Below are 25,347 nucleotides of genomic sequence, written 5' to 3'. Positions count from 1 at the left end.
CCTGTGTGAGCTGGATCACCATTAGCGTGAGTCCCACCAGGCAACCGCGGCGAAGGGACATTTCCATGCGGGTCGGAGTACTGACCGGAGGCGGCGACTGCCCCGGGCTCAACGCCGTCATCCGGGGCATCGTCCGCAAGGGCGTGCAGGAGTACGGCTACGACTTCGTCGGCTTCCGGGACGGCTGGCGCGGACCCCTCGAAGGCGACACCGTCCGCCTCGACATCCCCGCCGTACGCGGCATCCTGCCCCGCGGCGGCACCATCCTCGGCTCCTCGCGGACCAATCCGCTCAAGCAGGAGAACGGCATCCGGCGGATCAAGGACAACCTCGCCAAGCTGGAGGTCGACGCGCTGATCGCGATCGGCGGCGAGGACACCCTCGGCGTCGCCGCCCGCCTCACCGACGAGTACGGCGTGCCCGTCGTCGGCGTGCCCAAGACCATCGACAACGACCTGTCCGCCACCGACTACACCTTCGGCTTCGACACCGCGGTCGGCATCGCCACCGAGGCCATCGACCGGCTGCACACCACCGCCGAGTCCCACATGCGGGTCCTGGTCTGCGAGGTGATGGGCCGGCACGCCGGCTGGATCGCCATCCACTCCGGTCTCGCCGGCGGCGCCAACGTCATCCTCATCCCGGAACAGCGCTTCGACGTGGACCAGGTGTGCGCCTGGGTCACCTCGCGCTTCAAGGCGTCGTACGCCCCCATCGTGGTCGTCGCCGAGGGCGCCATGCCGAAGGACGGCGAGATGGTCCTCAAGGACGGGACGCTGGACTCCTTCGGGCACGTCCGGCTCTCCGGGGTCGGCGAGTGGCTGGCCAAGGAGATCGAGAAGCGCACCGGCAAGGAGGCCCGGACCACCGTCCTCGGGCACATCCAGCGCGGCGGCACGCCCAGCGCCTTCGACCGCTGGCTGGCCACCCGCTTCGGCCTGCACGCCGTCGACGCCGTCCGCGACGGGGACTTCGGCAAGATGGTCGCGCTGCGCGGCACCGACATCGTCCGGGTCCCGATCGCGGAGGCCACCGCCAAGCTGAAGACCGTCGACCTGAAGCTGTACGAGGAGGTCGGGGTGTTCTTCGGCTGACAGCCGCCGGACATCGCTCCCCGGCCTGCGCGCCGTCACGGTCACCGTGACGGCGCGCGTCCGGTACTACCGGACCGGACGCCCCTCGGAGACCGTGCCGCTGTCGCGCAGCCGGCCGATCAGCTCGCGCACCACGGCGGCACCGTTCAGCGTGAGGACCGACTCGGGGTGGAACTGCAGCCCGGCGAAGCCCGGCCCCCGCACCGCGTGCACCTCACCGTTCTCCGCCCGGCTCACCTCCACCCCGTGCGCCGCCAGCTCCCGCGCCGTCTCCTCGTCGCAGCGGGCCACGAAGCTGTTGTAGAAGCCGACCGTCTCCGGCCGCCCGAACAGGTCCACGGTCGCCTGCGCCCCCTGGTGGGGGACCTCCTTGCGGACGATCTCCAGCCCCAGCTCCGCCGCGATCAGCTCGTGCCCGAGGCAGACGCCCAGCACCCCGTGCCGGTGCTCCCGGATCACGGTCGCCGCCAGCTCCCGCAGGAACCGCATCTTCGGGTCGTCCAGGTCGGACGGGTCACCGGGCCCCGGGCCCAGCACCACCGGGCCCTCGTGCGCGAGCACGGCCGCCCGCAGGCCCGGCTCGTCGTACCGCCGGACGGTGACGTCGAGCCCGCCGGCCCGCAGGACGTGCGCGAGCATCGCCGTGAACGTGTCCTCGCCGTCCACCACGAACGCGTGCCCGGCCAGTTCGCCGGTCCGCTCCTGCATCCGCAGCCAGAACGGCGCCAGGGAGGCCCGCCGCCCGTCCAGCGCGGCCCGCACCCGGGGGTCGTCCGCCAGCCGCGGTCCGGTCCGCTCCGCGCGCGGCCGGGCCGGCCGTACCCCGAGGGCGGCCAGCACGCCCGCCGCCTTGGCGTGCGTCTCGGCGACCTCGCCCGCCGGGTCCGAGCCGCGCACCAGGGTGGCGCCGACGGGGACCCGCAGCCGGCCGTCCGCGTCGATGTCGGCGGTGCGGATCAGGATGGGGGAGTCCAGGGTCTGGGCGCCGCCGGAGTCACGCCCCAGCAGGGCCAGCGCACCCGCGTAGTAGCCGCGGCCGCCCACCTCGTGCCGCTCGATGACCCGGCAGGCGTTCTGCACCGGCGACCCGGTCACCGTCGCCGCGAACATGGTCTCCTTCAGGACCTCCCGCACATCGAGCGAGGACCGGCCGCGCAGCTCGTACTCGGTGTGGGCGAGGTGCGCCATCTCCTTCAGCCGCGGCCCGACGACCACGCCCCCCATGTCGCCCACGGTGCACATCATCTTGAGCTCCTCGTCGACGACCATCGACAGCTCCTCGATCTCCTTGCCGTCGGCGAGGAAGTCGAGCAGGTGTTCCGGGGAGGGGCCCTCGGCGGGATAGCGGTACGTGCCGCTGATCGGGTTCATGACCACCGTGCCGCCGGACATCCGCACGTGCACCTCGGGACTGGCGCCGACCAGCGTCCGGTCCCCGGTGTGCACGACGAACGTCCAGTAAGCGCCCCGCTCGCCCTCCAGGAGCCGGCGGAACAGGGCCAGCGCGTCGGCGCGCCCGAAGCCCGGGATCTCGCCCTCGTACGTCCGCCGGATCACGAAGTTCGCGCCCTCGCCGCTGCCGATCTCCTCGCGCAGCACGCGGCCGACGATCCGCGCGTACGCGTCGTCGTCGACGTCGAAGGCGCCGGACTCGACGTGGACGTCGTGGGTGGGGAGGGCGGCGAGGGCCTCGTCGAGTGGAATGTGACATACCACTGTCGGGGTGAGTACCAGCAGCGGCGTCCCGTCGTCCCGCACGTCGAACCCCCGCTCCCGGATCTGCCGGTACGGGACCAGGGCGAGCCCCTCCTCGGGCAGGTCGGCGAGCCGGTCACGGGCGGTGACCGGGCCGAGCAGGAGTTCCACGGTGTTCTCGTCGTGGCCGGGGGTGCGGCGGCGGAGCAGGGCGAAGGGGCGGTCGTCGTGGAGCAGCCGGTTCAGGTCCATGGGTTCCTCTGCGGTCCTCTGTCCGGTCGGACAGGTAGCTGGAGGAGGAACGGCCCCGGAAACGCCGAAGGCCGCCCCTCCGGGCGGCCTTCGCGAAGTCTTGCGTACGCGCAGTCAGTGGGCCGCCGGATAAGCGGTCCACCACCAGTTCTGGGTCGAATGCGCGAACATGCGGGAAACCCTACCCCACCCCACGCGCTGTCCACAGGACAATCGCAGCGTCTCACCAGTCGAGCCGGAGGAAAACATGGCGACACGACCCCGTAATGTTTACGAGGTGACCGTGAACGCTAAGACCAGCCTCGGCGCTGGCAACACCTGGCGAAACCTGCCCGCGGCGCAGCAGCCCGAGTACCCCGACCCCGAGGCTCTGCGCGCAGTCGTTGCGGAGCTGGAGTCGTATCCGCCGCTCGTCTTCGCGGGCGAGTGCGACCAGCTGCGCGCCCGGATGGCGGCCGTCGCCAAGGGCGAGGCGTTCCTCCTCCAGGGCGGCGACTGCGCCGAGGCCTTCGACGCGGTGTCCGCCGACCACATCCGCAACAAGCTCAAGACGCTCCTCCAGATGGGTGCCGTGCTGACGTACGCCGCGTCGGTGCCCGTGGTGAAGGTGGGGCGGATCGCCGGCCAGTACAGCAAGCCGCGCTCCAAGGGGACCGAGACCCGCGACGGTGTGACCCTGCCGACGTACCGCGGCGACTCCGTCAACGGCTTCGACTTCGACGAGAAGGCCCGTATCCCGGACCCCGAGCGGCTGAAGCGGATGTACAACGCCTCCGCGTCCACGCTCAACCTGGTGCGTGCCTTCACCACCGGCGGTTACGCGGACCTCCGTCAGGTGCACGCCTGGAACCAGGACTTCGTGAAGTCGTCCCCGTCCGGCCAGCGCTACGAGCAGCTCGCCCGCGAGATCGACAACGCGCTGAACTTCATGCGGGCCTGCGGCGCGGAGCCCGAGGAGTTCAAGACGGTCGAGTTCTTCTCCTCGCACGAGGCGCTGCTGCTGGACTACGAGTCCGCCCTGACCAGGGTCGACTCGCGCACCGGCAAGCTGTACGACGTCTCGGCGCACATGGTGTGGATCGGTGAGCGCACCCGGCAGCTGGACGGGGCGCACATCGAGTTCGCCTCGAAGATCCGCAACCCGATCGGTCTCAAGCTCGGCCCGTCGACGACGGCCGAGGAGGCGCTGAGGTACATCGACCGCCTCGACCCGGACCGCGAGCCGGGCCGGCTGACCTTCGTGGTCCGGATGGGCGCCGACAAGGTCCGCGACAAGCTCCCCGAGCTGGTCGAGAAGGTCACCGCCTCGGGCGCCACCGTGGCCTGGGTGACCGACCCGATGCACGGCAACACCTTCGAGGCGGCCTCGGGCCACAAGACCCGCCGCTTCGACGACGTGCTCGACGAGGTCAAGGGCTTCTTCGAGGTCCACAAGGGCCTTGGCACCCACCCGGGCGGCATCCACGTGGAGCTCACCGGCGACGACGTCACCGAGTGCGTGGGCGGCGGCGACGAGATCTTCGTCGACGACCTGCACCAGCGCTACGAGACGGCCTGCGACCCGCGGCTGAACCGCAGCCAGTCCCTGGACCTGGCGTTCCTCGTCGCGGAGATGTACCGGGACCAGTAGCCGGTTCTGTGCGAAGTGGGGCGCGGATCACAGATGATCCGCGCCCCTTCCACTTTTGCGCCCGCCGGACGATGGGTAAGGTTAGGTTTGCCTCACCGATCAATCGGGACGGCACCACTGATCGATCCCGGCGGGAGGTGAATCCGCGTGTACGTCTGCAGCTGCTTCGGGGTGACCGAGGCGCAGGTCAAGCAGCACGCGGAGGACGGCGCCTGCACCCCCCGCCAGATAGCGTCCGCCTGCAAGGCGGGCACGGACTGCGGTTCCTGCGTCCGTCGCATCCAGGCGATCCTCGGCCGGGGCGCCTGCCCCCGCCGCGAGCTGGCCGACCAGGGCCGCCCGGTGCTCTCCGAGCTCGAAGCGGCCGACGCGCTCGGCGCGCTCGACGAGGCCGCCTGACTCAGCTGGTCTCGGGCTGCTCGATGATCTGCGAGATGTAGAGCGCCTCACCGAGCTTCTCCACCAGCTCCAGCTGGGTGTCGAGGTAGTCGATGTGGTGCTCCTCGTCCTCCAGGATGTCCTCGAAGATGTTCGCGGACGTGATGTCGCCCTTCTCGCGCATCACCTTGATCCCGCGCTTGAGGCGGTCGATCGCCTCCACCTCGATCTGCCGGTCGGCCTCGAACATCTCCTTCACGGTCTGCCCCACGCGGACGTGGAACAGCCGCTGGTAGTTGGGCAGCCCCTCCAGGAACAGGATCCGGTCGGTGAGCACCTCGGCGTGCTTCATCTCGTCGAACGACTCGTGCCGGGTGTACTTCGCGAGCTTGTACCAGCCGAAGTTCTCCTGCATCTTCGCGTGCAGGAAGTACTGGTTGATCGCGGTGAGCTCACCGGTGAGCTGCTCGTTGAGGAATTCGATGACCTCGGGGTCGCCCTGCATCGCAGAGGCTCCTTCCACGGACTGGGGTGTTTGCGGCGCATGATTGCACCGGCGTAGAAGATCGTCCAGTAAGTGCGGACTTAGTAAGTAAGTCCATACCTGGTGGAAGTTGACCGATTTGATGATCGGTGGGCGGTCTGCCTGGTCAGGTGCGCCTCCGTGGTCTGTCAGGATGGAAGGCATGGGTCATCCGGTGGAGCGCGCGTCTCGGGAAACCGCGGGAGCCGGGCTTCCGCCGGGACAGCGACTGCAGCGCGGCTGGCCGGTCACGCACTACGGCCCGGTGCCCAGGTTCCGGCCCGAGCGCTGGGAGTTCCGGGTTTTCGGCGCCACCGCCGACGGGGGCGCGCAGGTCTGGAACCACGAGCAGTTCACGGCCCTGCCGTACACCACCGTGGTGGCCGACCTGCACTGCGTGACGAAGTTCAGCATGCTCGGCGCGGAGTGGGGCGGGATCCCGGCGCGGACCGTCCTGGAGCTCGCGCCGCCCGCCCCCGACGCCACCCATGTGATGGTCTGGGCGGAGTACGGCTTCAGCTCCAACCTGCGCCTCGCGGACTTCGCCGCCGAGGGCACCCTCTTCGCCACCCACAAGGACGGTGAACTCATCACCGCCGAGCACGGGTTCCCGGTCCGCCTGGTCGTACCTCACCTGTACGCCTGGAAGGGCCCCAAGTGGGTCCGCGGCGTCGAGTACATGACCGCGGACCGCCGCGGCTTCTGGGAGGAGCGCGGCTACCACAACATCGGCGACCCCTGGAAGGAACAGCGCTATTCCTACCAGGAGGGACCGGGGGACGGCCCGGAACTCTGAGCCGCCGGTGACGACGGGCGGGCTCAGCCCTCCCGGAGCCGCTTGAGGCGCTCGACGTCGGCCGCGTGCCCCTCCTTGCCGCCGGGCGTCTCGATGACCAGCGGTACGCCCGCGGTCGCCGGGTGGGTCATCAGCGCCCGGAACGGGTCCTCGCCGATGTGCCCGGAGCCGATGTTCTCGTGCCGGTCCTTGTGCGCGCCGACGACGTCCTTGGAGTCGTTGGCGTGGATCAGCTTGAGCCGCCCCTCGCCGACGGTGTCCACCAGCAGGTCCAGCGTCTGGTGCATCCCGCTCGGTCCGGTCAGGTCGTGCCCGGCGGCGAAGACGTGGCAGGTGTCCAGGCAGACGCCGAGCTTCGGATGGACGTCCAGCGCCTCGAAGTACGGTCCGAAGTCCCAGGTCCGCGAGCAGAGCGAGGCGCCCTGTCCGGCGGTGGACTCCAGGAGCAGGAACGGGTCGTCGTCGTGGGTCAGCTCGTCGAGGAGCGGCAGCAGACGGGCCCGTACCTGCTTCAGCGCCACGTCCCGGGCCCGGCCGCCGGTCGCGCTCCCGGTGTGCACGACCACCCCGAGCGCCCCGATCTCCCGGCCGCGCCGCAGCGAGTGCCGCAGCGACTCCACCGACTTCTCCACGGTGGCCTCGGTGTGCGAGCCGAAGTTGATCAGGTACGGGGCGTGCACGTACGCCGGGATCGCCCCCTCCGCACAGGCCGCGCGGAACGCCTCGTCCTGCTTCGGGCTGCCCGCCGGGGTGGCCCAGCCGCGCGGGTTGGCGACGAAGACCTGCACGGTCTCGGCCTTCAGCTCACGGGCGTACGAGAGCCCCACGGAGTGCAGACCGCCGGCCACCGGGACATGGCCGCCGACGGGGTTGCGGACGGGACCTGACTGCTGACTCTTCACCCGTCAAGGGTGTCACGGTGCGCTCCGCCCCCGGTCACCGGATGGTGATGGTGATCGTCGACCCCTTGGGCGCCTGTTCCCCGGCGTCCACCGACTGCTTCTTCACGGTGTCGCCGAACAGCCCGAGCAGCCCGCGGTCCTCCTTGACCCGGAAACCGGACTGCTCCAGCAGCTTGGCCGCGTCCTCCGCGGTGGCGCCGACCACGTCCGGCACCTCGACCAGCTCCGGACCCTTGGACAGCGTCAGCGTCACGGTGTCGCCCTCGGCGGCCCGCGCGTCACCCGCCGGCGTCTGCTGGGCGACCTGCCCCTGGTCGTACTCGGAGCTGACCTCGGTGGCGGACACCGTCACCTTCAGCCCGGCCTCCTGGAGTTGCTGCCGGGCGTCGTCCAGGTCGTCGCCGGTGACGTCCGGGACGTCGACCGGGGCGCCCTTGCTGACGACGAGCGCGATCGCGGTCCCCGCGTGCCGCTCGGTCCCGGCCCCCGGGTCGGACGAGATGACCGAACCCCTGGGCACGTCCTCGCTGAACTCCCGGGTCACCATGCCCGGTTCGAACCCGTCGGCGGTCAGCAGCAGCTTGGCCCTGGCGAGCGTCCGCCCCTGCACGTCCGGCACCTTCGCCGTCTCGGGGCCGTCCGAGATGGTGAGCGTCACCGAGTCGTTGCTGCGGATGCGCCTGCCGGCCGCCGGGTCGGTGCTGATCACCGTGCCCCGCTTCACCGTGTCGCTGTAGGCGTGCTCGACCGACCCGACGTCGAGCCCGGCCTCCTTCAGCCGCGCGGTGGCCTGGGCCTCGGTCTTCGACAGCAGCGGCGGGACCTTGGTGAACTGCCCGGAGTTGATGTACCAGACACCGGTGCCCGCACCGAGGACGATCAGTACGGCGACGACCAGCGTCAGCAGCCCGCGCCGGGACCGACGGCCCCCGCGCCGCCGGTCCGGGACGGGCGGCGCCTCGAACCGGCTGGTCCGCAGCACTGCCTCGGCCCGCTCGTCCTCCTCGTTGACGGGCAGCGGCCGGGATGGGGGTCCCCCCGCGCGAGCGAAGCCGAGCGTGGGGGAGGTCAACGACCGGGGTATGACACTGGTCCGGTCCTCGGCGATGTCGTGCGCGTCCGCCAGCGCCTGCGGCGGCACGGCGTCCAGCTGCTCGGCGCGGAGCGCGCTCCGCGCCTGCCGCAGCAGGGCGAGCAGCGCGACGGCGTCGTACGGCCGCACCCCGGGATCACGGGCGGTCCCGCGGGCGACCAGCTCGTCCAGCTCGTAGGCGAGCCCCGGCACGACGGCGGACGGCGCCGGCACGTCCTCGTGCAGGTGCTTGTAGAGAATGACCGCGGGCGAATCCGAGTCGTGCGGTTTCTCCCCGGTGAGCATCTCGTAGAGCACGACACCGCACGCGTACACGTCGACGCGCGGATCGGCGGCCCCGCTCTCGACCTGCTCGGGCGCGAGGTACGACACGGTGCCGAGCACGGCGCCGGTCGTGCTGGTGACGGAGTCCACGGACCGCACCAGTCCGAAGTCCGCGACCTTGACCCGCCCGTCGTCCGCTATCAGCACGTTCTCGGGCTTCATGTCCCGGTGCACGAACCCGGCCCGGTGCGCGGCGCCCAGCGCGGCCAGCACCGGCTCCAGGATGTCCAGCGCGGCCCGCGGCTGCAGCGCGCCGCGCTCGCGCAGCACGTCACGCAGGGTGCAGCCGGCGATGTACTCCATGGCGAGGTACACGTACGACCGGTCGGCGCCCTGGTCGTAGACCTGGACGACGTTCGGGTGGGCCAGTCGGGCGACCGACTTGGCCTCCCGGATGAACCGCTCCACGAAGGACACGTCGGCGGCGAGCGCCGGGTGCATCACCTTCAGCGCGAGCACACGGTCCAGCCGGATGTCCAGAGCCCGGTAGACCGTGGCCATCCCGCCGACGGCGATCCGCGCGTCGACGCGGTACCGGCCGTCTAGCACCTGCCCGACGAGAGGGTCCTGAAGGGTCGTATCCACCCAGCGAGTGTACGAGCACCGGCTGACACCCCCACAGGTGAGACCGCTTTCCCCGGGGGACTGCAGCGCACCTGTGACGCTTTGCACCTGGCTGAAATATGCACCTGTCCGCCTGTGGCCGCCGACGGCGACCGGCTCCGGGCAGGCTTCCCGCCTCCCACCAGCGGCCGCCGACGGCGCTCGGCCCCCGCGGGAGAGTCCTGCTTGTCAGCACACGGTTTCGGGCGGTGCGTGGGTGGGAGAGCACGCGGGAGCGGGCCGGCGTTCAGAACGCGGGGCGCTCGGGGTCCAGCACGGCCCGGCCCTCCGCGGGGGACGACGCCTCCGCGAGGTACCGGCGCGGAATCCGCCCCGCCAGCCGGGCCAGCCGCCCCGCCTCCACCCCGGCCCGCATGGCGTGAGCCATCCGCTCGGGATCCTGCGCCCGCGTCACCGCCGACGCCAGCATCACCCCGGCACACCCCAGCTCCATCGCCAGCGCCGCGTCCGACGCCGTACCGGCTCCCGCGTCCAGGATCACCGGCACGCGCGCGTGCTCGACGATCAGCTGGAAGTTGTGCGGGTTGCGGATCCCGAGCCCGGACCCGATCGGCGACCCCAGCGGCATCACCGCGGCGCACCCCACGTCCTCCAGCTTCCGGGCCAGCACGGGATCGTCGTTCGTGTACGGCAGCACCGTGAACCCGTCGTCCACCAGCGTCTCCGCCGCGTCGAGCAGCTCGACCGGGTCCGGCAGCAGGGTCCGCTCGTCGGCGATGACCTCCAGCTTGACCAGGTCGGTGCCCAGCGCCTCCCGCGCCAGCCGGGCCGTCAGCACCGCCTCGCCCGCGGTGTAGCACCCGGCCGTGTTGGGCAGCACCCGGATCCCGAGCCGCTCCAGGACCGACAGCACGGAGCCCCGTACCCCCGGGTCCACCCGCCGCATCGCGACCGTGGTCAGCTCGGTCCCGGACGCGACCAGCGCCCGCTCCAGCACCTCCAGGCTCGGCGCGCCCCCGGTACCCATGATCAGCCGGGAGGAGAACGTCGTACCCCCGAGGACGAACGGATCGTCGGCCATGGCGCTCAGCCTCCCTGCACGGCGGTCAGGACTTCCACCCGGTCGCCCTCGGCGAGCCCGGTCGTCGCCCACTGCCCGCGCGGTACGACGGTCTCGTTGACGGCCGCGGCCACCCCGGAGGGCGCGGGGGTCAGGGACCGTACGAGCGAGTCGAGAGCGGTGCCCGGGGCGATCTCCCGGCGCTCCCCGTTGACGGAGATGGTGACGGAGATGTTCATGCGGTCTGCTCCACGAGTGCGGCGGGAACGAGGTCGAAGCGCCTCGGCGTGAACGGACGGGCTTCCTCCGGCAGCTCGCCGCCGGCCAGCAGCTCCGCCATCACGTCTCCGGTGACCGGTGTGAGCAGCACCCCGTTGCGGTAGTGCCCGGTGGCCAGCAGCAGTCCGTCGAGGCGGGTCGGCCCGAGCAGCGGTGCGTTGTCGGGGGAACCGGGGCGCAGTCCGGCCAGGGTCTCGGTCAGGGGCAGCTCGGTGATCCCGGGCACCAGCTCGTGCGCGTCGCGCAGCAGCTCGTACACGCCGCCCGCCGTGACCGTCGTGTCCCAGCCGAGCTCCTCGCTGGTCGCGCCGACGACCAGCTCGCCGTTCTCCCGGGGCACCAGGTAGACGTTCCCGCCGCGCACCACGGCCCGTACCGTCCGGCTGAGGAACGGCGCGTACCGCGCGGGCACGGTCAGCCGCAGCACCTGCCCCTTCACCGGCCGCACCGGCGGCAGCACGTCGTCCGGCACGCCCGCCAGCCGCCCGCTCAGGCTCCCGCCGGCGAGCACCACCTGTCCGGCGCCCAGGGTGTCACCCGTGCGGGTGCGGACACCGGCGGCCCGACCCCGTTCCACCTCCAGGCGCTCGGCCCAGTCGCGGTGGAAGGCCACCCCGGCCCGCTCGCACGCGGCCACCAGCGCGGCCGCCAGCCGGCGCGGGTCGATCTGGTGGTCGCCGTCCACCCGCAGCCCGCCGCGTACACCCGGCGCGAGCATCGGCTCCAGGCGCCGGCACTCCCGCCCGGACAGCCACTCGGACTCCAGGCCCGACTGCTGCTGGAGGGCGTGCAGCTCGCGCAGATGGGCGCGGTCGTCGGCGTCCAGCGCGACCGCGAGCGTGCCGCAGCGCCGGTAGCCGAGGTCGTGGCCGGTCAGCTCGGTCAGCTCGGCGGCGAAGGCGGGGTAGCGGCGCGCGGAGGCCAGGTTGAGCCCCAGCAGGGTCTGCTCGCCGTAGTGCAGCTCGGTGACCGCGGCCAGCATCCCGGCCGCGACCTGCGCGGCCCCGCCACCGGGCGCCGGGTCGACCACGGCGACGTCGAGCCCGCGCTGAGCCGCTCGCCAGGCCGTGACCAGGCCGATGATTCCGCCCCCGATGACGAGGACGTCGGACGTATGTGAGGACATGGGCGTCCAGCCCCTCCCTTCGCCGGCATGACCCGGATCAGGTTCGTACGGTCGGAGGCCGCCAGCCTCCCTCTCAGCCCGGTGCGTCCGGGCTCCCGCGTGTGCTTCCCCGCCACCCTAGCCCGCGGAGCTCCGCCCTTGTAAGACGGCCTCGGACGGCGCCGCGGACGGCCCGGTGGACGGCCCTGAGTACGGCCCTGAGTACGGCCCTGTGGAACAGGTCACTCGCCGCGACCGCTGACTGACTCTTTGTCAGTTGTCTATCGTTCTTGTCTATGGTGATCACGTGAGCGAGCAGACGCAGCGACGGAGCACGTCACAGACGCGGCGCGTGGTCGTCGTGGGCGCGGGGATGGCCGGGGTGCAGACCGCCGTCGCCCTGCGCGAGCAGGGGTTCACCGGAACCGTCACGCTGATCGGCGCCGAGCCGCACCAGCCGTACGACCGGCCGCCGCTCTCCAAGGCCGTGCTGCTCGGCAAGTCGGAGGGCTCCGCCTTCGAGGTCGACTTCGAGGCGCTCGGCATCGAGCTGGCGCTCGGCCGGGACGCCCTGGGCGTGCGCACCGCCGACCACGAGCTGGACACCGAGGCCGGCCCGGTGCCGTACGACGTCCTGGTCCTCGCCACCGGCGCCGAACCGATCACGCTGCCCGGCACCGAGGGTGTGTCCGGCGTCCATCTGCTGCGCACCCTGGACGACGCCGAACGGCTGCGGCCCGTGCTCGCCCGGCAGCACGACATCGTGGTCGTCGGCGCGGGCTGGATCGGCGCCGAGTTCGCCACCGCGGCCCGCGAGGCCGGCTGTGCGGTCACCGTGGTCGAGGCCGCCGACCGCCCGCTCGCGGGAGCGCTCCCCGCCGAGGTCGCCGCGCCGATGGCCGCCTGGTACGCGGACAGCGGCACCGACCTGCGCACGCACGCGCGCGTGGCAGGCGTCGAGCCCGGCGCGGTGCTGCTCGACGACGGCTCGCGGCTGCCCGCGGGCGCCGTCGTGGTCGGCATCGGCGCCCGCCCCGCCACCGCCTGGCTGGCCGGCTCCGGCATCGAGCTGGGCACCCGCGGCGACGTGCTGGCCGACGACCGTCTGCACAGCAGCGCCCCGGACGTCTACGCGGTCGGCGACTGCGCCTCGTTCCCGTCCGGCCGCTACGGCGAGCGCCTGCTGATCCACCACTGGGACAACGCCCTCCAGGGCCCGCGCACGGTCGCCGCCAACATCCTCGGCGAGACCGACGCGGTCTACGACCCGGTCCCGTACTTCTGGTCGGAGCAGTTCGGCCGCTTCGTGCAGTACGCGGGCCACCACGCCGCGGCCGACCGGCTGGTGTGGCGCGGCGACCCGACCGGCCCGTCCTGGAGCGTCTGCTGGCTCCGTGACACCCGCCTGGTAGCCCTGCTGGCGGTAGGCCGCCCCCGCGACCTGGCCCAGGGCCGCCGCCTGATCGAGGCAGGCACCCGAATGGCCCCCGAGGCCCTGTCCGATCCCGGTAATCCGCTCAAGAACGCCACGACCGCTTGAGAGCGCCCTGAGGGAAACGCGCCCCGAAGGGGCGCGGGGCCGTATCGATATGCGGCTCCGCCGCGTGGGCGCGACCAGCCCCCACGGCGCCGCACCCGGACCACCACCCATCGCGGCGGCACCGACGATGCGCCTACCCTTGACCCCGTGACCGAGATTGACACCAAGACCGATGCTCTCGTCCCCGCCTGGCTCACCCTCCCCGACATCGCAGAGATGATGGATGTCGAGGTGACGCGCGTGCGGCAGCTGGTCAAGGAGGGCCAGCTCATCGCCGTCCGCCGCGGTGAGAACAAGGCACTGCACGTCCCCGCCGCCTTCATCGACGGGGACAAGGTCGTCAAGGGCCTGACCGGCACCTTGACGCTCCTGCGGGACGACGGCTTCACGGACGAAGAGATGCTGGAGTGGCTCTTCACTCCCGACGCGACCCTGCCCGGCACCCCCGCGCAGGCGCTCAGCGAGAATCGCGGCACGGAGGTGAAGCGCCGCGCCCAGGCGCTCGCCGTCTGAGGCAGCCAGTACCGACACAACGGGGGACCACCGATGACCGACACCGCCCGCGCCCAGCTGGCCGACGCCCGGCTCTACCTGTGCACGGACGCCCGTAAGGAGCAGGGCGACCTCGCGGAGTTCCTGGACGCGGTCCTGGCGGGCGGTGTCGACATCGTGCAGCTGCGCGACAAGGGCATGGAGGCCGCCGAGGAGCTTGAGCACCTCGCCGTGTTCGCCGACGCCTGCGCCCGGCACGGCAAGCTGCTCGCGGTCAACGACCGCGCCGACGTGGCCCACGCGGCCGGCGCCGACGTGCTCCACCTCGGCCAGGGCGACCTGCCGGTCCCCGCCGCCCGCGCGATCCTCGGCCCGGACGTCCTGATCGGCCGCTCCACGCACGCCGGGTCCGAGGCCGCCGCGGCCGCCGTCCAGGACGGGGTGGACTACTTCTGCACCGGCCCCTGCTGGCCCACCCCCACCAAGCCCGGCCGTCCCGCCCCCGGCCTCGACCTGGTGCGGTACACCGCGGCCCTGGGCACCGACCGCCCCTGGTTCGCCATCGGCGGCATCGACCTCGGCAACCTCGACCAGGTGCTGGACGCGGGCGCCCGCCGGGTGGTCGTCGTCCGCGCGCTCACCGCGGCCGACGACCCGGGCGCGGCCGCGGCCGAGTTCGCGAAGCGACTGCGGTCGGCGTGACGCACCGTCCGTCCCGGCTGTCCGGAAACATGTCCAGTATCCGGACGGGAGGCCGACAAACCGGGCGAATTTCCCGAGCGCGGTTGGGTCCCTGTCCGCCCCTGGCTAACCTGCGAGTATGGCCCTAGGAACCGCATCCACCAGGACTGACCGCGCACGCACCGTGCGCGACATGCTCGCCACCGGCAAGACCACGTACTCGTTCGAGTTCTCGGCGCCGAAGACCCCCAAGGGCGAGCGGAACCTGTGGAGCGCGCTCCGGCGGGTCGAGGCGGTCGCCCCCGACTTCGTCTCCGTCACCTACGGTGCCGGCGGCTCCACCCGCGCGGGCACGGTCAAGGAGACCGAGCAGATCGTCGCGGACACCACGCTCACCCCGGTCGCCCACCTCACCGCGGTCGACCACTCGCTGGCCGAACTGCGCAACATCATCGGCCAGTACGCGGACGCCGGGATCCGCAACATGCTCGCGGTGCGCGGCGACCCGCCCGGCGACCCGATGGGCGACTGGGTCGCGCACCCGGAAGGCCTGACCTACGCGGCCGAACTCGTCCGGCTCATCAAGGAGTCGGGCGACTTCTGCGTGGGCGTCGCCGCCTTCCCGGAGATGCACCCGCGCTCCACCGACTGGGACACCGACGTCCGGCACTTCGTCGACAAGTGCCGCGCGGGCGCCGACTACGCCATCACGCAGATGTTCTTCCGGCCCGAGTCGTACCTTCGCCTTCGTGACCGGGTCGTCGCGGCCGGCTGCGAGACCCCGGTGATTCCGGAAATCCTGCCCGTCACCAGTGTGAAGATGCTGGAACGGCTGCCCAAACTCAGCAATGCCGCCTTCCCGGACGCCCTGAAAGAGCGGATCCTCACAGCGAAAGACGATCCGGCGGCGGTACGCTCCATTGGCATCGAACATGCCACGGAGTTCTGCGCGCGGCTGCTGGCCGAGGGAGTGCCAGGACTGCACTTCATCACGCTCAACAACTCGACGGCGACGCTGGAAATCTACGAGAACCTGGGCCTGCACCATCCCCCGCGGGCCTAGACCGGCCGCACCGGAGTACGACACACTGCGTAGCGGTCACAGGGAGAGGGGCGTACATGGGCTGGACGGTCCTCTACGTAGCGTTCGGCATCGTCGCGCTGTGGTTGCTCGGCGAGGTGCTGCTGCAGTACAAGGCGCGGCTGCGCTGGCGGCTGCTCGCCTTCGTCGGTTTCCTCGGGGTCGTCTTCGGTGTCCTGATCCCGTCGGTCATCGTGATCGGTGTCGGCGCGATCGCCTTCGCGGTCGGCCAGACCTACGTCACGCTGTCCTTCCGCCGCGGCTTCGAGGCAGGCTGGGCGGTCAAGCGTCCCGGTGCGGACGGTGACGGCGGCGGCCTGACCAAGCGCCGCCGCGGCGAGCCGGACGAGGACGCGGACCCGGGGCCGGAGGCCACCGACCCGGACGCGGCCGACGCCGCCTACGCCGAGCAGCAGGGCGCCTACGCGGCGGCCGGCGGGAATCCGTCCTACGGCGGTGACGAGTACGACCGCGACGACGTCTTCACCCCGGCGGCCCGCACCATGGAGCCCGGCGCGGCCGAGGCCGCCGCGGTGTACGAACCGCAGCCGATGCCCGACGACACCGGCTCCTACGGCGTCTACCGGGACTCCGGCTACGCCGCCACCGGCGACCAGCAGGCCGCCTACGCGACCGCCGGCCAGGACCAGGCGTACGCCGCCCAGGGCACCGACCAGAACTACGCCTACGACTACTCCGGCTACGGCCAGCAGCAGCAGTACGGCTACGACACGAGCGGCGGCCAGCAGCAGTACGCCAACTACTCCGACCCGTACATCGGCAACCAGACCTACGGCGGCGCCGGGTACGACCAGTCGTCGTACGGCACCCAGCAGTACGACCAGCAGGGCTACGCCCAGGGCCAGTACGGGAACGGCACCGGCGGCTACGGCGAGACCCCGGCGGGCGGGGTCTGGGTCCCGCAGCAGCGCGCCGACGAGACCTACGGCGGCGAACTCCCGCAGGAGCAGCAGTACCCCTACCAGGGCCAGGGCGACGGACAGGGACAGCAGCAGGGCCACCAGGGCAACGGGTACGACGAGCAGTACCGTTTCTGAAGCCTTCCCGCGGCGCCCGGCTCACTGCGAGCCGCGGAACTCCGGTCCCTCCACGATCAGCCCGGCCACCAGCGCCCCCGACATGCCGGCATGCGCAAGCCCGCCACCGGGGTGCGACCAGCCGCCGACGGTGAACAGGCCCGGTACCGCCGTCGTGTTGGCGGGGTGCAGCACACCCTCCGCCGCGGCCAGCGCGGGCGGTGGCACCGCACCGCCCAGGGCGCCGGTCTCCCGCCCGGTGTCCACAGGCGTGCGGACCTCGCGCCACAGCACCCGCTCGCGCAGCCCCGGCACGGCACGCCCGGCGGCGGCGACCATTCGGTCCGCGAAGGCGTCGGCGGCCCCCGGAGCGGTCCAGTCGTACCAGGCCGCCGACGGCACCGTCGCCGTCACCACCAGTGACTCGTGCCCGGCGTCAGGACGCAGGGCCGGGTCGTCCGGCCGGTCCACGACGACCGTCGGCAGGTCTGGCAGCTCCCCGTGCCCCAACAGGTCCAGGTCGCCCTCGGCGTCCGGGCCGTGCACCACCGTGCGGTGCACGGCGGCCGGTTCCCGCGCGCCGCGCAGCGCCAGGCACACCACCACCCGGCCCAGGTAGCGGTCCTCGGCTTCCGGGCGCACGTCCTGCGGGCCGTACAGCTCCCTGCCCGCGACCAGGCGGCCCAGCCGCCACGGCCCCGTACCGACGACGAAATCCGCCTCCGCCACCGTGCTGTCGGCCAGCTCCACCCCGGCCGCCCGGCCGTCCTTCTCCAGGATCCGCACGACCTCGGCGCCGAAGACGAACTCCACCCGCCGCTTCACACACCGCTCGTACACCGCGCGGGCCAACTCCCGTATGCCGCCCCGCACGTACCAGGTGCCGAAGGCGTGCTCCAGGTACGGCAGCACGGCCGCGCTCGCGGGGGCGACCCCGGGATCGATGCCGTGCGCGAGCGCGTAGCCGTCCAGCAGCTCCCTCAACCGCAGGTCGCGCAGCTCCCAGGCGCCGATCTCGTAGAGGGTGCTCGCCCGGCGCGTGCGCAGCAGCTTTTTGTGCGGGACCGACGGGTACGGCTCGCGCTCGGCCAGCACCTGCCAGTTCGGCCACAGCGGCTCCTCCAGGAGCGGGCGCCGGGTGCGGTCCCAGGCCTCCCGGGCCCGCACCAGGAAGTCGCCCCAGCGCTGCCCGGCACCGGCACCGAGGGCCTCGTCCAGGGCGGCGACGACGCCCGCCCGGGACGCGTTCGGCAGGGACACCTCCGTGCCGTCCGCGAAGACGTGCCGGGCCGACGGGTCCACCTGGACCAGCTCGACACAGTCCTCCAGCGGCTCCTTGCCGGTCTTGACGAACAGGTCGCGGTACACGGCGGGCAGCGGCAGCAGACCCGGCCCGGTGTCGAAGGCGAACCCGTCACGCTCGAACCGGCGCACCCCGCCGCCGTACGTGTCCGTACGCTCGTACACCGTCACCCGGTGGCCCGCGACGGCCAGCCGGGCGGCCGCCGCCATGGCGCCCATCCCGGCGCCGATCACCGCAATCCGTCCCATGCCCGCGACTTTATCGACCGCCACCGACAGTCCGGACCGGCGGGCCGTCAGCCGGGCGGCCGCCCCACCTGCGCCGCGAGCCGCCGTTCCTCCCGGCGCTGGGCCCGGCGGCGCCAGAAGCGCCGGATCCGGGAGACCAGGAACACCAGCACGATCAGGCCGGTGGCCAGCAGCACCGCCGCGACGACCGCCGCGGCCAGCGGGTGGAACATCGCGAACGACACGATCCCGGCGACCCCGAGATCCTCGGCGAAGCTCAGCACGATGTTGCTGAACGGCTCCGGCGAGGTGTTGACCGCCATCCGGGTCCCGGCCTTCACGGTGTGGCTGGCCAGTGCCGTGGAACCGCCGACCAGCCCGGCCACCACGTCGTTGACCGAGCCGCTGTGACCGGCGAGCAGCGCCCCGACCCAGGCGCCCGCCAGCGGCCGGACCACCGTGTGCACGGAGTCCCAGACCGTGTCGACGTACGGGATCTTGTCGGCGACCGACTCGCACAGGAAGAGCACGCCCGCGACGATCAGCACCTCGGGGCGCTGCAGCGTCTCGGGGACGTCGTCGCTCAGGCCCGTAGCGCCGAAGAGACCGAGCAGCAGCACCACCGCGTAGGCGTTGATTCCGCTGGCCCAGCCGCTGGTGAAGACCAAGGGGAGTACCGACACGGACGCGATCGTAACCAGTCCGGGGCCGTCCGTCCTGGGCCTCCGTGCGCAGACCTGAGTACGGATACCCAGGCACCGAGTTGAGTACGCGTACGGATGGGCCGCGACCTGCGGGAACGGGAGAGTGGAGACACGGAAAGGGGCGCGGGTCCGGCACCGCCGACACGGGGCGGCGGAACGGCACCGGCGCTCTTGCCCGCTCCTTCCGCCGATTCGCGTCGGCGGAAGCGAGACACGGGGGAGAGGGGACCCGGGGGAACGACGGGAACCGGGGAGCACGGGGGTGTACGGGGTGCACGGGGTGCACGGGGGTGCACGGGGGTACACGGAAGGCGCCGGTCCGACGGCGGCCCGCGGGGGACGCGGCCGCCGGCGGCCGGCGCCTTCGCACGCCCACGCGCGCGTGCCGGTCCCGGAAGGGCTCAGCCCCTCCCGCTCACCCGCCCCTGCAGCAGCCGGGACAGCGCCGCGTGGACGTCGTCCAGGGAGCGCTCCGGCTGGAAGGACTTCCAGTCCAGCGCGGCCACCAGCACCATCCCGACCAGGGCGGCCGCCGTCAGCTGGACGTCGATCTCGTCGCTGAACTCGCCGTTCTCCACGCCCTCGCGCAGCACCCCCTCGACGACCGCGACCGCCTGCTGCCGGACCACCATCAGCGTCGACTGCCAGGCCCGGTTGGTGCGCCACAGCTCCGCCACGTAGAGCTGGGTGAAGGCCGGGTAGCGGTCGATGAAGACGAGACCCGCGCGGACCATGGCGTCCAGGGCGTCGACCTTGCTGCCGCCCTCCCGCGCGGTCTGCTCGGCGGCGTCCCGCAGGGACGCCGTGAGCAGGCCCACGCCGTGCCGCAGCAGCTCCTCGAAGAGGACCGACTTGCTCGCGAAGTTGTAGTAGACCGTGCCCTTCGCGACGCCCGCCCGTTCGGCGATCTCGTCCACCGTGGTGGCCGAGAAGCCCTGCTCGGCGATGAGCGTGACGGCGGCCTCGTAGAGCTTCTGCCGGGTGGCCTCACGGCGTGTGCTGCCGCCCGTGGTGCTGCTGCTTTCCATGGTCCCGATTCTCACAGCAACGGAGGGCCCCGCGGGCACGGAAGAGGAGGTCATGGCGGAGGTCATGGCGGCCTCACAGACTCAGCTCGGGATGCAGGCGGTCCAGCGTCCACACCTGGCGGCGCCGGGCCGAGACCGCGGTGAGCGCCAGGGCACCCGCCGTGAACGCCGCCAGGACGGCACAGGCCTGCCACACCGGGCCGAGCCCGCCGCCCGTGATCAGCCGCCGCAGCGCCGCCACCACGTAGCTCATCGGCAGGAACGGGTGGATCGCGTTGAAGAAGCCCGGGCTGGTCTGCACGGGATACGTGCCGCCCGCCGACGTCAGCTGGAGCATCAGCAGGGCGAGGACCAGGATCCGTCCGGCCGCCCCGAAGCGCGCGTTCAGCCACTGCACGATCGCCGCGAAACAGGCCGCCACCAGGAACAGGAACCCGACCGTCCCGGCCGCTCGGGCCATCCGGAGCCCGATCGCCCAGTGCAGCACGGCCATCAGGGCGGCCGTCTGCAGCACCCCGACAGCGACCACCGGCAGCCAGCCCGCCAGCGCGATCCGCCAGGCCGCGGAACCGGCCGCCAGGGCACGCCGGTTGAGCGGCTGGATCAGCATGTAGGCCACCATCGCGCCGACCCACAGGGAGAGCGGGATGAAGTACGGGGCGAACCCGGTGCCGTAGTTGGGCGCCTTGTGCAGGTCCTGCGAGGCGAGCTGGACCGGGTCGGACATCACCCCGGTGCGCTGGTCGCGGTCCTGCTTGTCGTAGTCGGGGATCTTCGCCGCGCCGTCGTGCAGGCCGCCGGCGAGCGTGTTGGACCCGTCGGCGAGCTTGTACATCCCGCCGTTGAGGTCGTAGGCGCCGGACTCGAGCCTGCCGAGGCCGCTGTCGAGGTGGGTGGCGCCGGCGGTGGCCGTGCCGAGTCCGGTGTGCAGCTTCGCGGCGCCCGCGGCCACCCGGGCCGCGCCGTCGTTCAGCTTGTCGATCTTCGTGACGGCGTCGGCGACGTCCTCGGAGAGGTGCGGGGCGCGGTCGGCGAGGGCCTGCGCCTGGGTCTGGAGCGTGCCGAGGTTCGCGTCGAGCGTCTTCAGGTCGCCGTTCTGGTCGGCGATCAGCGCGTTCAGGTCGTCGGCGACGCCGGCCACGTCGTCGGCCGCGTCCCTGGCCTTCTTCAGGTCGGGGCAGACCGGGTCGGTCAGCAGGTCCGCCGAGCAGCGCGCCGCGTAGACCTGGTCCAGGGTGTCGGCGGCGGCGTGGGCGGTCTCGGCGGCCGCCGGGGCGGTCTTCACCAGGACGCCCAGGTTGTCCCGGACGGTCCGGGCCGAGTCGGCGACCAGCTGCGCCGTGTCACCGATGGTCTTCTCGTTCTTCGCCAGGTACGGCCCGACCTTGCCGTAGACCCCGTCGACCTGGTCCGCGAGGGCCTGCGTGCCGTCCGCGACCTGCCGCGAGCCGTCCGCCAGCGTGCCGGCGCCCGTGTCCAGCTTCCTGATCCCCTTGGCGAGCTTCGCGCTGCCGGTCCTGGCGTCCGCGAGGCCGTCCGCGAGGTCCTTCGACCCCTTCTCCGCCTTCCCGATGCCGCCGGCGAGGGTGTCGGCGCCCTCGGCGGCCTTCGTGGTCTGCCCGTGGATGTCGGCGAACGAGATGAAGATCCGGTCCAGGAAGGAGCGGGACGCCTTGGTGGACGCGGCCGAGCGCACCTCGTTGAAGACCGTGCGGGAGATCTGCCCGACGATGTAGTTGTTCGCGTCGTTCGTACGCACCTGGAGCGCGCCGGTCTCCGGGGAGTCGCCGGAGCTGGAGGCGATGCGCGCGCTGAAGTCGGCCGGCATGGTCAGCGACAGGTAGTAGGTGCCGTTCTCGACGCCCCGGCGGGCCTCGGCGGCGCTCACCTCGTGCCAGTCGAAGGCCCTGCTGTCCTTCAGCCCGGCCACGATGTCGTCGCCCGCGGTGAGCCGCTCGCCGCCCGCCGTCGCCCCCTTGTCGTCGTTCACGAGCGCCACGGGGACGCGGTCGAGACGGCCGTAGGGATCCCAGAACGACCACAGGTACAGCGCGCCGTACAGCAGCGGCAGCACCAGCAGGGCCACCAGGGCCGCGCGCGGCAGCCGGCCCCGTCCGAAGCGCCTGAGCTCAAGCGCGGCCAGTCGCGGCGAGCGCATCGCCGGCCTCCTTCTTCTCCGTGGCCTTCTGCGTGGCCTTCTGCGTGGCCTTCTGCGTGTCCTCAGTGGCCTCAGTGGTCTCTGTGGCCTTCTCCGTGGTCTCCAAGGCCTCCGTAGCCGTCGCAGCCGTCCCGGATTCGGTGGGTTCCGTGGTCCCGGTGCGGACGACGACAGCCCCCGCCATCGCCTGGCCGCACACCGCCACCACCGTCGTCCCGGCCTCCGCGATCGAGGCCAACAGCGCCCGTACCTCGGCCCGTTCGGACTCCGACAGCTTCAGGTCCGCGTCGTCCACGGCCAGCAGCCGCGGCCTCCCGACCAGCGCCAGCGCCACGGACAGCCGCAGCGCCTCGATCCGCTCCAGATCCCGTACGGCGGTCCGGGCGCCCTTGGGCAGTGACTCCAGGTCGAGCCCGGCGGCGGCCAGCGCGTCGTCGACGCGCCGCTGTGCCCGCTCCCTGCGCTCGGTACGCGGCCGCAGCAGCGCGCGCACGGAGTCGCCGAACCGGCGCTGCAGCAGGGCCCGTTCGCGCAGGTGCTCGCCGACGGTCAGGGCGGGTTCGAGGTCGGTGACCCCGGCCACGTTGGCCACCGCGCTGATCCGCCGTACGGCCGCGAGCTGCTTGGGCAGCCGGGCCCCGCCGACGGTCGCGGTGCCCTCGGTCGCCTTCATCCGGCCGGTGAGCGCGAGCAGCAGACAGGTGCGGCCGGAGCCGGACGGGCCCTCCACCGCGATCAGTGCGCCGGGCCCGGCGTCCAGGGAGATGCCCTGGAACGCCCAGCCCCGCGGGCCCTTGAGCCCGAGGCGCTCGGCCGTGACAGGTACGCCGTGCACAGGTTCCCCCCGGTGGCTTCGTTTTTGAACTGACTGGTCAGTGCAAAAACTACTCCGAACCTACGATCGAAGCAAAAGCCCAGGTCAGAACGGATTGTCAGTGCCATACCTCACGATGGGCACATACGGCACCCCGTGTGAGGGCGCCGTCACTCAGACGACAGGAGGTTCGTCATGGCCAACTCGTCAGCGTCCGCCGCCCACCGGCGCCGCGCCACCGGCCCTGCCCCCTCACTGACCGGCCCGGCGAGCGATGTGCACCCCGTGCTCCGCCGGGCCACGGCCCCGCCCGCCGCCCTCGACCTGCTCACCCAGGCCCGTGCCGCCCTCGACGAGGCCGAACTGCTCGACACCCCCAACGAGCGCTACGCGACCGCCCACCTGGCCGCCCTGCGCACCGCGGCCGCCGTGCTCGCGGCCCGCGCCCGCCCCGAGACCTCGCCCCGGCGCCGGGCCCGGATCCGCAGCGCCTGGGAAGTGCTCCCCGAAGTCGCCCCCGAGCTCACCGAGTGGAGCGCCCTGTTCGCCTCCGGCGCCGCCCGCCGGGCCCGCGCCGAGGCCGGCATCCAGGGTGCGGCGGGCCGCCGGGACGCCGACGACCTGATACGGGACGTGGCCATGTTCGTCCGCATCGTCGAGCGGATGCTCGTCCTCCAGCCGGTACTGCCGCAGCCGCGCAGGCAGGACGGGGAGCGCCCGGCCGGCGACCCGGGAAGGGAGCTGCCCGACGCGGGATGACCAGGCAGGCCGGCGGGATGACCAGGCAGGGCGGCCGGACGACCGGGCAAGGCGGCGGGGGGCAACGGGCGGCGGAGGCAATAGGGTGGAGAGCGCCTGAAGCCTTCCCGCCTCCGCACCCCGGGCCGGGGAGGCACCCAGTTCGCGCCGCCGGGCAACAGGCGGTGCCGCGCCGAGGAGTCAACTGCCGTGCCGGACCCCACTCGACCCCGCGCTTCTCTCCGTACCGCCGTGGTCTGGGAGGTTCTTCAGGACGCCCTCGACCGCCGGGTCAAGGCCACCGGCCGGGACGCGCTGGACGTCCTGGACACCGGCGGCGGCAGCGGCAACTTCGCCGTCCCCCTGGCCCGCCTCGGCCACCGCGTCACCGTCGTCGACCCCAGCCCGAACGCACTGTTCGCGCTGGAGCGCCGGGCCGCCGAGGCTGGCGTGGCCGACCGGGTCAAGGGCGTCCAGGGCGACGTCCTCGGCCTGTTCGACGTGGTCGAGCGCGGCGCTCACGACGTGGTCCTCTGCCACGGCGTCCTGGAGCACGTCGACGACCCGGCCGAGGGCGTGCGCAACACGGTGGCCGCGCTGCGCTCCGAGGGCGTCCTCAGCCTGCTCGCCGCCGGGCTCGGCGGGGCCGTCGTCGCCCGAGCCCTGGCCGGCCACTTCACGGAGGCCAAGCAGGCCCTGGAGGACCCCGACGGGCGCTGGGGCAGCGGCGACCCGATGCCGCGCCGCTTCACCGCCGAGCAGCTCACCGGCCTGGTCGAGGGCGCGGGCCTGGCCGTCACCGCCGTGCACGGCGTGCGGGTCTTCGCCGACCTGGTCCCCGGCGTCCTGGTGGACACCGAGCCGGGCGCCCTGGACGCCCTGCTCAGGCTGGAGGCCGCCGCGGCCGAGCTCCCCGCCTTCCACGCCGTCGCCACCCAGCTGCACGTGCTCGGCGAGACACCGGGTGCCACCGGGGCCTGAGATCCTCCTGAGTCGAGCCCGCTGATCAGGGGCTCGACAGCGGATGGAGTACGCCACAGGCCCCCCGATCGAGGGGTTTGCGCCGTATGATCGAGGGAGACCAACCCGGCATGACGGGTCGGCTGCCGGGGAATGGAAGCCTCAGCGAGCCGGTACTGCCATGGCGGGTTCCGGTTGGCCAATTGGCCTAGAGGGGCGGGTTTCACGGGGGCGATTCCCTGCCTATCCTGAAGGGACCCCCCGGGTCGCCCCGGCGACTGCACGATGAGGAGGACGCCGTGCCGCTCTCGGAGCACGAGCAGCGAATGCTTGAGCAGATGGAGCGAGCGCTGTACGCCGAAGACCCCAAGTTCGCGACAGCGCTTGAGGGAAGCGGCCTGCGGACGTACACCCGGCGACGGGTCTACCAGGCGGTGGCCGGCTTCCTCGTGGGTATCGCGCTCCTCATCGCCGGAATGGTCGTGCAGCAGGTCTGGGTCAGCGTGGTGGGCTTCCTCGTCATGCTGGGCTGCGCGGTCCTCGCCGTCACCGGCTGGCGCAAGGCTCCCAAGCCCGGGGAACAGCCCGCCGCGGGGCCGCAGGCGCGCCGCCAGGGCCGGCCGAAGCGCTCCATGATGGACCGTATCGAGGAGCGGTGGCAGCGCCGCCGTGACGAACAGGGCCACTGAGGGCTCCGCCGGGAGGGCCGACAGGCCGAACAGAGCGTGACTGAGGGGTGACCGCTGGTTGGCGGTCACCCCTCAGGTGTTGTTCAGTCGGCCGGAGCCGAGGGACCTGCTGCGGGCCGTGCGCCACTGCGGGTACGTGGGGGCTGGTCGCGCAGTTCCCCGCGCCCCTTACGGGGCACTTCACAGCCGCCCCCTTGTCA

Annotated in this window: 25 protein-coding genes and 1 riboswitch; of the genes, 12 read left to right on the top strand and 13 right to left on the bottom strand. The window is 72.4% G+C overall.

Translation table 11 applies throughout. The features are described 5' to 3' along the window. Nucleotides 1–65: 65 nt before the first annotated feature. Nucleotides 66–1,094, top strand: coding sequence for a 6-phosphofructokinase (locus ACFZB3_RS21890; RefSeq protein ID WP_382725402.1), 1,029 nt, complete (start codon nucleotides 66–68; stop codon nucleotides 1,092–1,094). 66 nt (nucleotides 1,095–1,160) lie between these two features. On the opposite strand, the gene ACFZB3_RS21885 is transcribed toward ACFZB3_RS21890, so the two are convergent. Both ACFZB3_RS21885 and ACFZB3_RS21880 read right to left on the bottom strand, forming a co-directional pair. After that, a complete protein-coding gene (locus ACFZB3_RS21885) occupies nucleotides 1,161–3,041 on the bottom strand; it encodes a chorismate-binding protein (protein ID WP_391377400.1) in 1,881 nt (626 codons plus the stop codon). Between the two features lie 114 nt (nucleotides 3,042–3,155). Further along, nucleotides 3,156–3,212, bottom strand: a complete 57-nt coding sequence (locus ACFZB3_RS21880) for a trp operon leader peptide (RefSeq protein ID WP_391377846.1) — start codon at nucleotides 3,210–3,212, stop codon at nucleotides 3,156–3,158. A 106-nt stretch (nucleotides 3,213–3,318) separates the two neighbouring features. Between ACFZB3_RS21880 and ACFZB3_RS21875 the strand changes: the two genes are divergently transcribed. Next, nucleotides 3,319–4,671, top strand: coding sequence for a class II 3-deoxy-7-phosphoheptulonate synthase (locus ACFZB3_RS21875; protein ID WP_391377398.1), 1,353 nt, complete (start codon nucleotides 3,319–3,321; stop codon nucleotides 4,669–4,671). A 147-nt stretch (nucleotides 4,672–4,818) separates the two neighbouring features. Further along, nucleotides 4,819–5,070, top strand: coding sequence for a (2Fe-2S)-binding protein (locus ACFZB3_RS21870; protein WP_391377396.1), 252 nt, complete (start codon nucleotides 4,819–4,821; stop codon nucleotides 5,068–5,070). 1 nt (nucleotide 5,071) lies between these two features. Here the strand turns inward: ACFZB3_RS21870 and bfr are convergent, their stop codons facing one another. After that, on the bottom strand, nucleotides 5,072–5,554 hold the full coding sequence (gene bfr / locus ACFZB3_RS21865; protein ID WP_391377394.1) for a bacterioferritin: 483 nt from the start codon (nucleotides 5,552–5,554) through the stop codon (nucleotides 5,072–5,074). A gap of 181 nt (nucleotides 5,555–5,735) precedes the next feature. Here bfr and ACFZB3_RS21860 point away from each other — a divergent pair, with 181 nt between their 5' ends. Further along, nucleotides 5,736–6,368 (top strand): molybdopterin-dependent oxidoreductase, encoded by a 633-nt coding sequence (locus ACFZB3_RS21860; RefSeq protein ID WP_391377392.1) that lies wholly within the window; start codon nucleotides 5,736–5,738, stop codon nucleotides 6,366–6,368. A gap of 23 nt (nucleotides 6,369–6,391) precedes the next feature. Here the strand turns inward: ACFZB3_RS21860 and ACFZB3_RS21855 are convergent, their stop codons facing one another. The 5 genes from ACFZB3_RS21855 to thiO form a co-directional block, all read right to left on the bottom strand. Then, a complete protein-coding gene (locus ACFZB3_RS21855) occupies nucleotides 6,392–7,270 on the bottom strand; it encodes a deoxyribonuclease IV (RefSeq protein WP_391377390.1) in 879 nt (292 codons plus the stop codon). Between the two features lie 34 nt (nucleotides 7,271–7,304). Then, nucleotides 7,305–9,272 carry a Stk1 family PASTA domain-containing Ser/Thr kinase gene (gene pknB / locus ACFZB3_RS21850; RefSeq protein WP_391377388.1) on the bottom strand — a complete coding sequence of 656 codons (1,968 nt, stop codon included), beginning with the start codon at nucleotides 9,270–9,272 and terminating at the stop codon, nucleotides 7,305–7,307. 265 nt (nucleotides 9,273–9,537) lie between these two features. Then, the gene (locus ACFZB3_RS21845) at nucleotides 9,538–10,332 is read right to left on the bottom strand and encodes a thiazole synthase (protein ID WP_391377386.1); all 795 of its coding nucleotides are present in this window, start codon (nucleotides 10,330–10,332) and stop codon (nucleotides 9,538–9,540) included. 5 nt (nucleotides 10,333–10,337) lie between these two features. Next, nucleotides 10,338–10,550, bottom strand: a complete 213-nt coding sequence (thiS, locus tag ACFZB3_RS21840; RefSeq protein ID WP_391377384.1) for a sulfur carrier protein ThiS — start codon at nucleotides 10,548–10,550, stop codon at nucleotides 10,338–10,340. After that, the gene (gene thiO / locus ACFZB3_RS21835; RefSeq protein ID WP_391377382.1) at nucleotides 10,547–11,716 is read right to left on the bottom strand and encodes a glycine oxidase ThiO; all 1,170 of its coding nucleotides are present in this window, start codon (nucleotides 11,714–11,716) and stop codon (nucleotides 10,547–10,549) included. The genes thiS and thiO overlap by 4 nt, the downstream gene beginning before the upstream one ends. Further along, nucleotides 11,714–11,825, bottom strand: a riboswitch (TPP riboswitch). It overlaps the preceding gene by 3 nt. A gap of 177 nt (nucleotides 11,826–12,002) precedes the next feature. Here thiO and ACFZB3_RS21830 point away from each other — a divergent pair. The 5 genes from ACFZB3_RS21830 to ACFZB3_RS21810 all read left to right on the top strand — a co-directional run bounded on the left by ACFZB3_RS21830 (nucleotide 12,003) and on the right by ACFZB3_RS21810 (nucleotide 16,547). Continuing rightward, on the top strand, nucleotides 12,003–13,235 hold the full coding sequence (locus ACFZB3_RS21830; RefSeq protein WP_391377380.1) for an FAD-dependent oxidoreductase: 1,233 nt from the start codon (nucleotides 12,003–12,005) through the stop codon (nucleotides 13,233–13,235). A 147-nt stretch (nucleotides 13,236–13,382) separates the two neighbouring features. Beyond that, nucleotides 13,383–13,748, top strand: coding sequence for an Rv2175c family DNA-binding protein (locus ACFZB3_RS21825; RefSeq protein WP_391377378.1), 366 nt, complete (start codon nucleotides 13,383–13,385; stop codon nucleotides 13,746–13,748). 33 nt (nucleotides 13,749–13,781) lie between these two features. Beyond that, nucleotides 13,782–14,429 carry a thiamine phosphate synthase gene (gene thiE, locus ACFZB3_RS21820; protein ID WP_391377376.1) on the top strand — a complete coding sequence of 216 codons (648 nt, stop codon included), beginning with the start codon at nucleotides 13,782–13,784 and terminating at the stop codon, nucleotides 14,427–14,429. Between the two features lie 118 nt (nucleotides 14,430–14,547). After that, nucleotides 14,548–15,471 carry a methylenetetrahydrofolate reductase [NAD(P)H] gene (gene metF, locus ACFZB3_RS21815; protein WP_391377374.1) on the top strand — a complete coding sequence of 308 codons (924 nt, stop codon included), beginning with the start codon at nucleotides 14,548–14,550 and terminating at the stop codon, nucleotides 15,469–15,471. A 56-nt stretch (nucleotides 15,472–15,527) separates the two neighbouring features. Beyond that, a complete protein-coding gene (locus ACFZB3_RS21810) occupies nucleotides 15,528–16,547 on the top strand; it encodes a hypothetical protein (protein ID WP_391377372.1) in 1,020 nt (339 codons plus the stop codon). A 21-nt stretch (nucleotides 16,548–16,568) separates the two neighbouring features. Here ACFZB3_RS21810 and ACFZB3_RS21805 read toward each other — a convergent pair whose 3' ends face one another. The 5 genes from ACFZB3_RS21805 to ACFZB3_RS21785 all read right to left on the bottom strand — a co-directional run bounded on the left by ACFZB3_RS21805 (nucleotide 16,569) and on the right by ACFZB3_RS21785 (nucleotide 22,781). Continuing rightward, nucleotides 16,569–18,077 carry an FAD-dependent oxidoreductase gene (locus tag ACFZB3_RS21805; RefSeq protein ID WP_391377370.1) on the bottom strand — a complete coding sequence of 503 codons (1,509 nt, stop codon included), beginning with the start codon at nucleotides 18,075–18,077 and terminating at the stop codon, nucleotides 16,569–16,571. Between the two features lie 47 nt (nucleotides 18,078–18,124). Beyond that, entirely contained in the window at nucleotides 18,125–18,739 is a 615-nt protein-coding gene (locus ACFZB3_RS21800; protein WP_391377368.1) for a DUF4126 family protein, read from the bottom strand. 422 nt (nucleotides 18,740–19,161) lie between these two features. Continuing rightward, entirely contained in the window at nucleotides 19,162–19,788 is a 627-nt protein-coding gene (locus ACFZB3_RS21795) for a TetR family transcriptional regulator (RefSeq protein ID WP_391377366.1), read from the bottom strand. A gap of 73 nt (nucleotides 19,789–19,861) precedes the next feature. After that, nucleotides 19,862–21,946: a YhgE/Pip family protein gene (locus ACFZB3_RS21790; protein ID WP_391377364.1), complete on the bottom strand. Its 2,085-nt coding sequence runs from the start codon at nucleotides 21,944–21,946 to the stop codon at nucleotides 19,862–19,864. Beyond that, nucleotides 21,918–22,781, bottom strand: coding sequence for an ATP-binding cassette domain-containing protein (locus ACFZB3_RS21785; RefSeq protein ID WP_391377362.1), 864 nt, complete (start codon nucleotides 22,779–22,781; stop codon nucleotides 21,918–21,920). Before ACFZB3_RS21785 ends, ACFZB3_RS21790 begins: the two co-directional genes overlap by 29 nt. 174 nt (nucleotides 22,782–22,955) lie before the next feature. Here ACFZB3_RS21785 and ACFZB3_RS21780 point away from each other — a divergent pair, with 174 nt between their 5' ends. From ACFZB3_RS21780 to ACFZB3_RS21770, 3 genes are all read left to right on the top strand, one after another. Then, nucleotides 22,956–23,519, top strand: coding sequence for an SAV_6107 family HEPN domain-containing protein (locus tag ACFZB3_RS21780; RefSeq protein ID WP_391377360.1), 564 nt, complete (start codon nucleotides 22,956–22,958; stop codon nucleotides 23,517–23,519). Nucleotides 23,520–23,708: 189 nt separating this feature from the next. Beyond that, nucleotides 23,709–24,479, top strand: a complete 771-nt coding sequence (locus ACFZB3_RS21775; protein WP_391377358.1) for a methyltransferase — start codon at nucleotides 23,709–23,711, stop codon at nucleotides 24,477–24,479. A gap of 278 nt (nucleotides 24,480–24,757) precedes the next feature. Further along, nucleotides 24,758–25,147 carry a DUF3040 domain-containing protein gene (locus ACFZB3_RS21770; protein ID WP_391377356.1) on the top strand — a complete coding sequence of 130 codons (390 nt, stop codon included), beginning with the start codon at nucleotides 24,758–24,760 and terminating at the stop codon, nucleotides 25,145–25,147. The last annotated feature ends 200 nt before the right edge of the window (nucleotides 25,148–25,347 follow it).

It is taken from the genome of Streptomyces sp. NPDC008092 (genome assembly GCF_042957285.1).
GTDB lineage: Bacteria > Actinomycetota > Actinomycetes > Streptomycetales > Streptomycetaceae > Streptomyces.
Note: the sequence above shows the minus strand (reverse complement) of the source record. Positions and strands in the feature narration are given on the sequence as shown.

Excerpts from the sequence above, each read along its gene's own strand:
- metF (WP_391377374.1), top strand. The coding sequence starts at position 14,548 with ATGGCCCTAGGAACCGCATCCACCAGGACTGACCGCGCACGCACCGTG.
- ACFZB3_RS21860 (WP_391377392.1), top strand. The coding sequence starts at position 5,736 with ATGGGTCATCCGGTGGAGCGCGCGTCTCGGGAAACCGCGGGAGCCGGG.
- thiE (WP_391377376.1), top strand. The coding sequence starts at position 13,782 with ATGACCGACACCGCCCGCGCCCAGCTGGCCGACGCCCGGCTCTACCTG.
- ACFZB3_RS21795 (WP_391377366.1), bottom strand. The coding sequence starts at position 19,788 with ATGGAAAGCAGCAGCACCACGGGCGGCAGCACACGCCGTGAGGCCACC.
- thiO (WP_391377382.1), bottom strand. The coding sequence starts at position 11,716 with ATGTCCTCACATACGTCCGACGTCCTCGTCATCGGGGGCGGAATCATC.
- ACFZB3_RS21780 (WP_391377360.1), top strand. The coding sequence starts at position 22,956 with ATGGCCAACTCGTCAGCGTCCGCCGCCCACCGGCGCCGCGCCACCGGC.
- ACFZB3_RS21805 (WP_391377370.1), bottom strand. The coding sequence starts at position 18,077 with ATGGGACGGATTGCGGTGATCGGCGCCGGGATGGGCGCCATGGCGGCG.
- ACFZB3_RS21810 (WP_391377372.1), top strand. The coding sequence starts at position 15,528 with ATGGGCTGGACGGTCCTCTACGTAGCGTTCGGCATCGTCGCGCTGTGG.
- thiS (WP_391377384.1), bottom strand. The coding sequence starts at position 10,550 with ATGAACATCTCCGTCACCATCTCCGTCAACGGGGAGCGCCGGGAGATC.
- bfr (WP_391377394.1), bottom strand. The coding sequence starts at position 5,554 with ATGCAGGGCGACCCCGAGGTCATCGAATTCCTCAACGAGCAGCTCACC.
- ACFZB3_RS21845 (WP_391377386.1), bottom strand. The coding sequence starts at position 10,332 with ATGGCCGACGATCCGTTCGTCCTCGGGGGTACGACGTTCTCCTCCCGG.
- ACFZB3_RS21790 (WP_391377364.1), bottom strand. The coding sequence starts at position 21,946 with ATGCGCTCGCCGCGACTGGCCGCGCTTGAGCTCAGGCGCTTCGGACGG.
- ACFZB3_RS21890 (WP_382725402.1), top strand. The coding sequence starts at position 66 with ATGCGGGTCGGAGTACTGACCGGAGGCGGCGACTGCCCCGGGCTCAAC.
- ACFZB3_RS21885 (WP_391377400.1), bottom strand. The coding sequence starts at position 3,041 with ATGGACCTGAACCGGCTGCTCCACGACGACCGCCCCTTCGCCCTGCTC.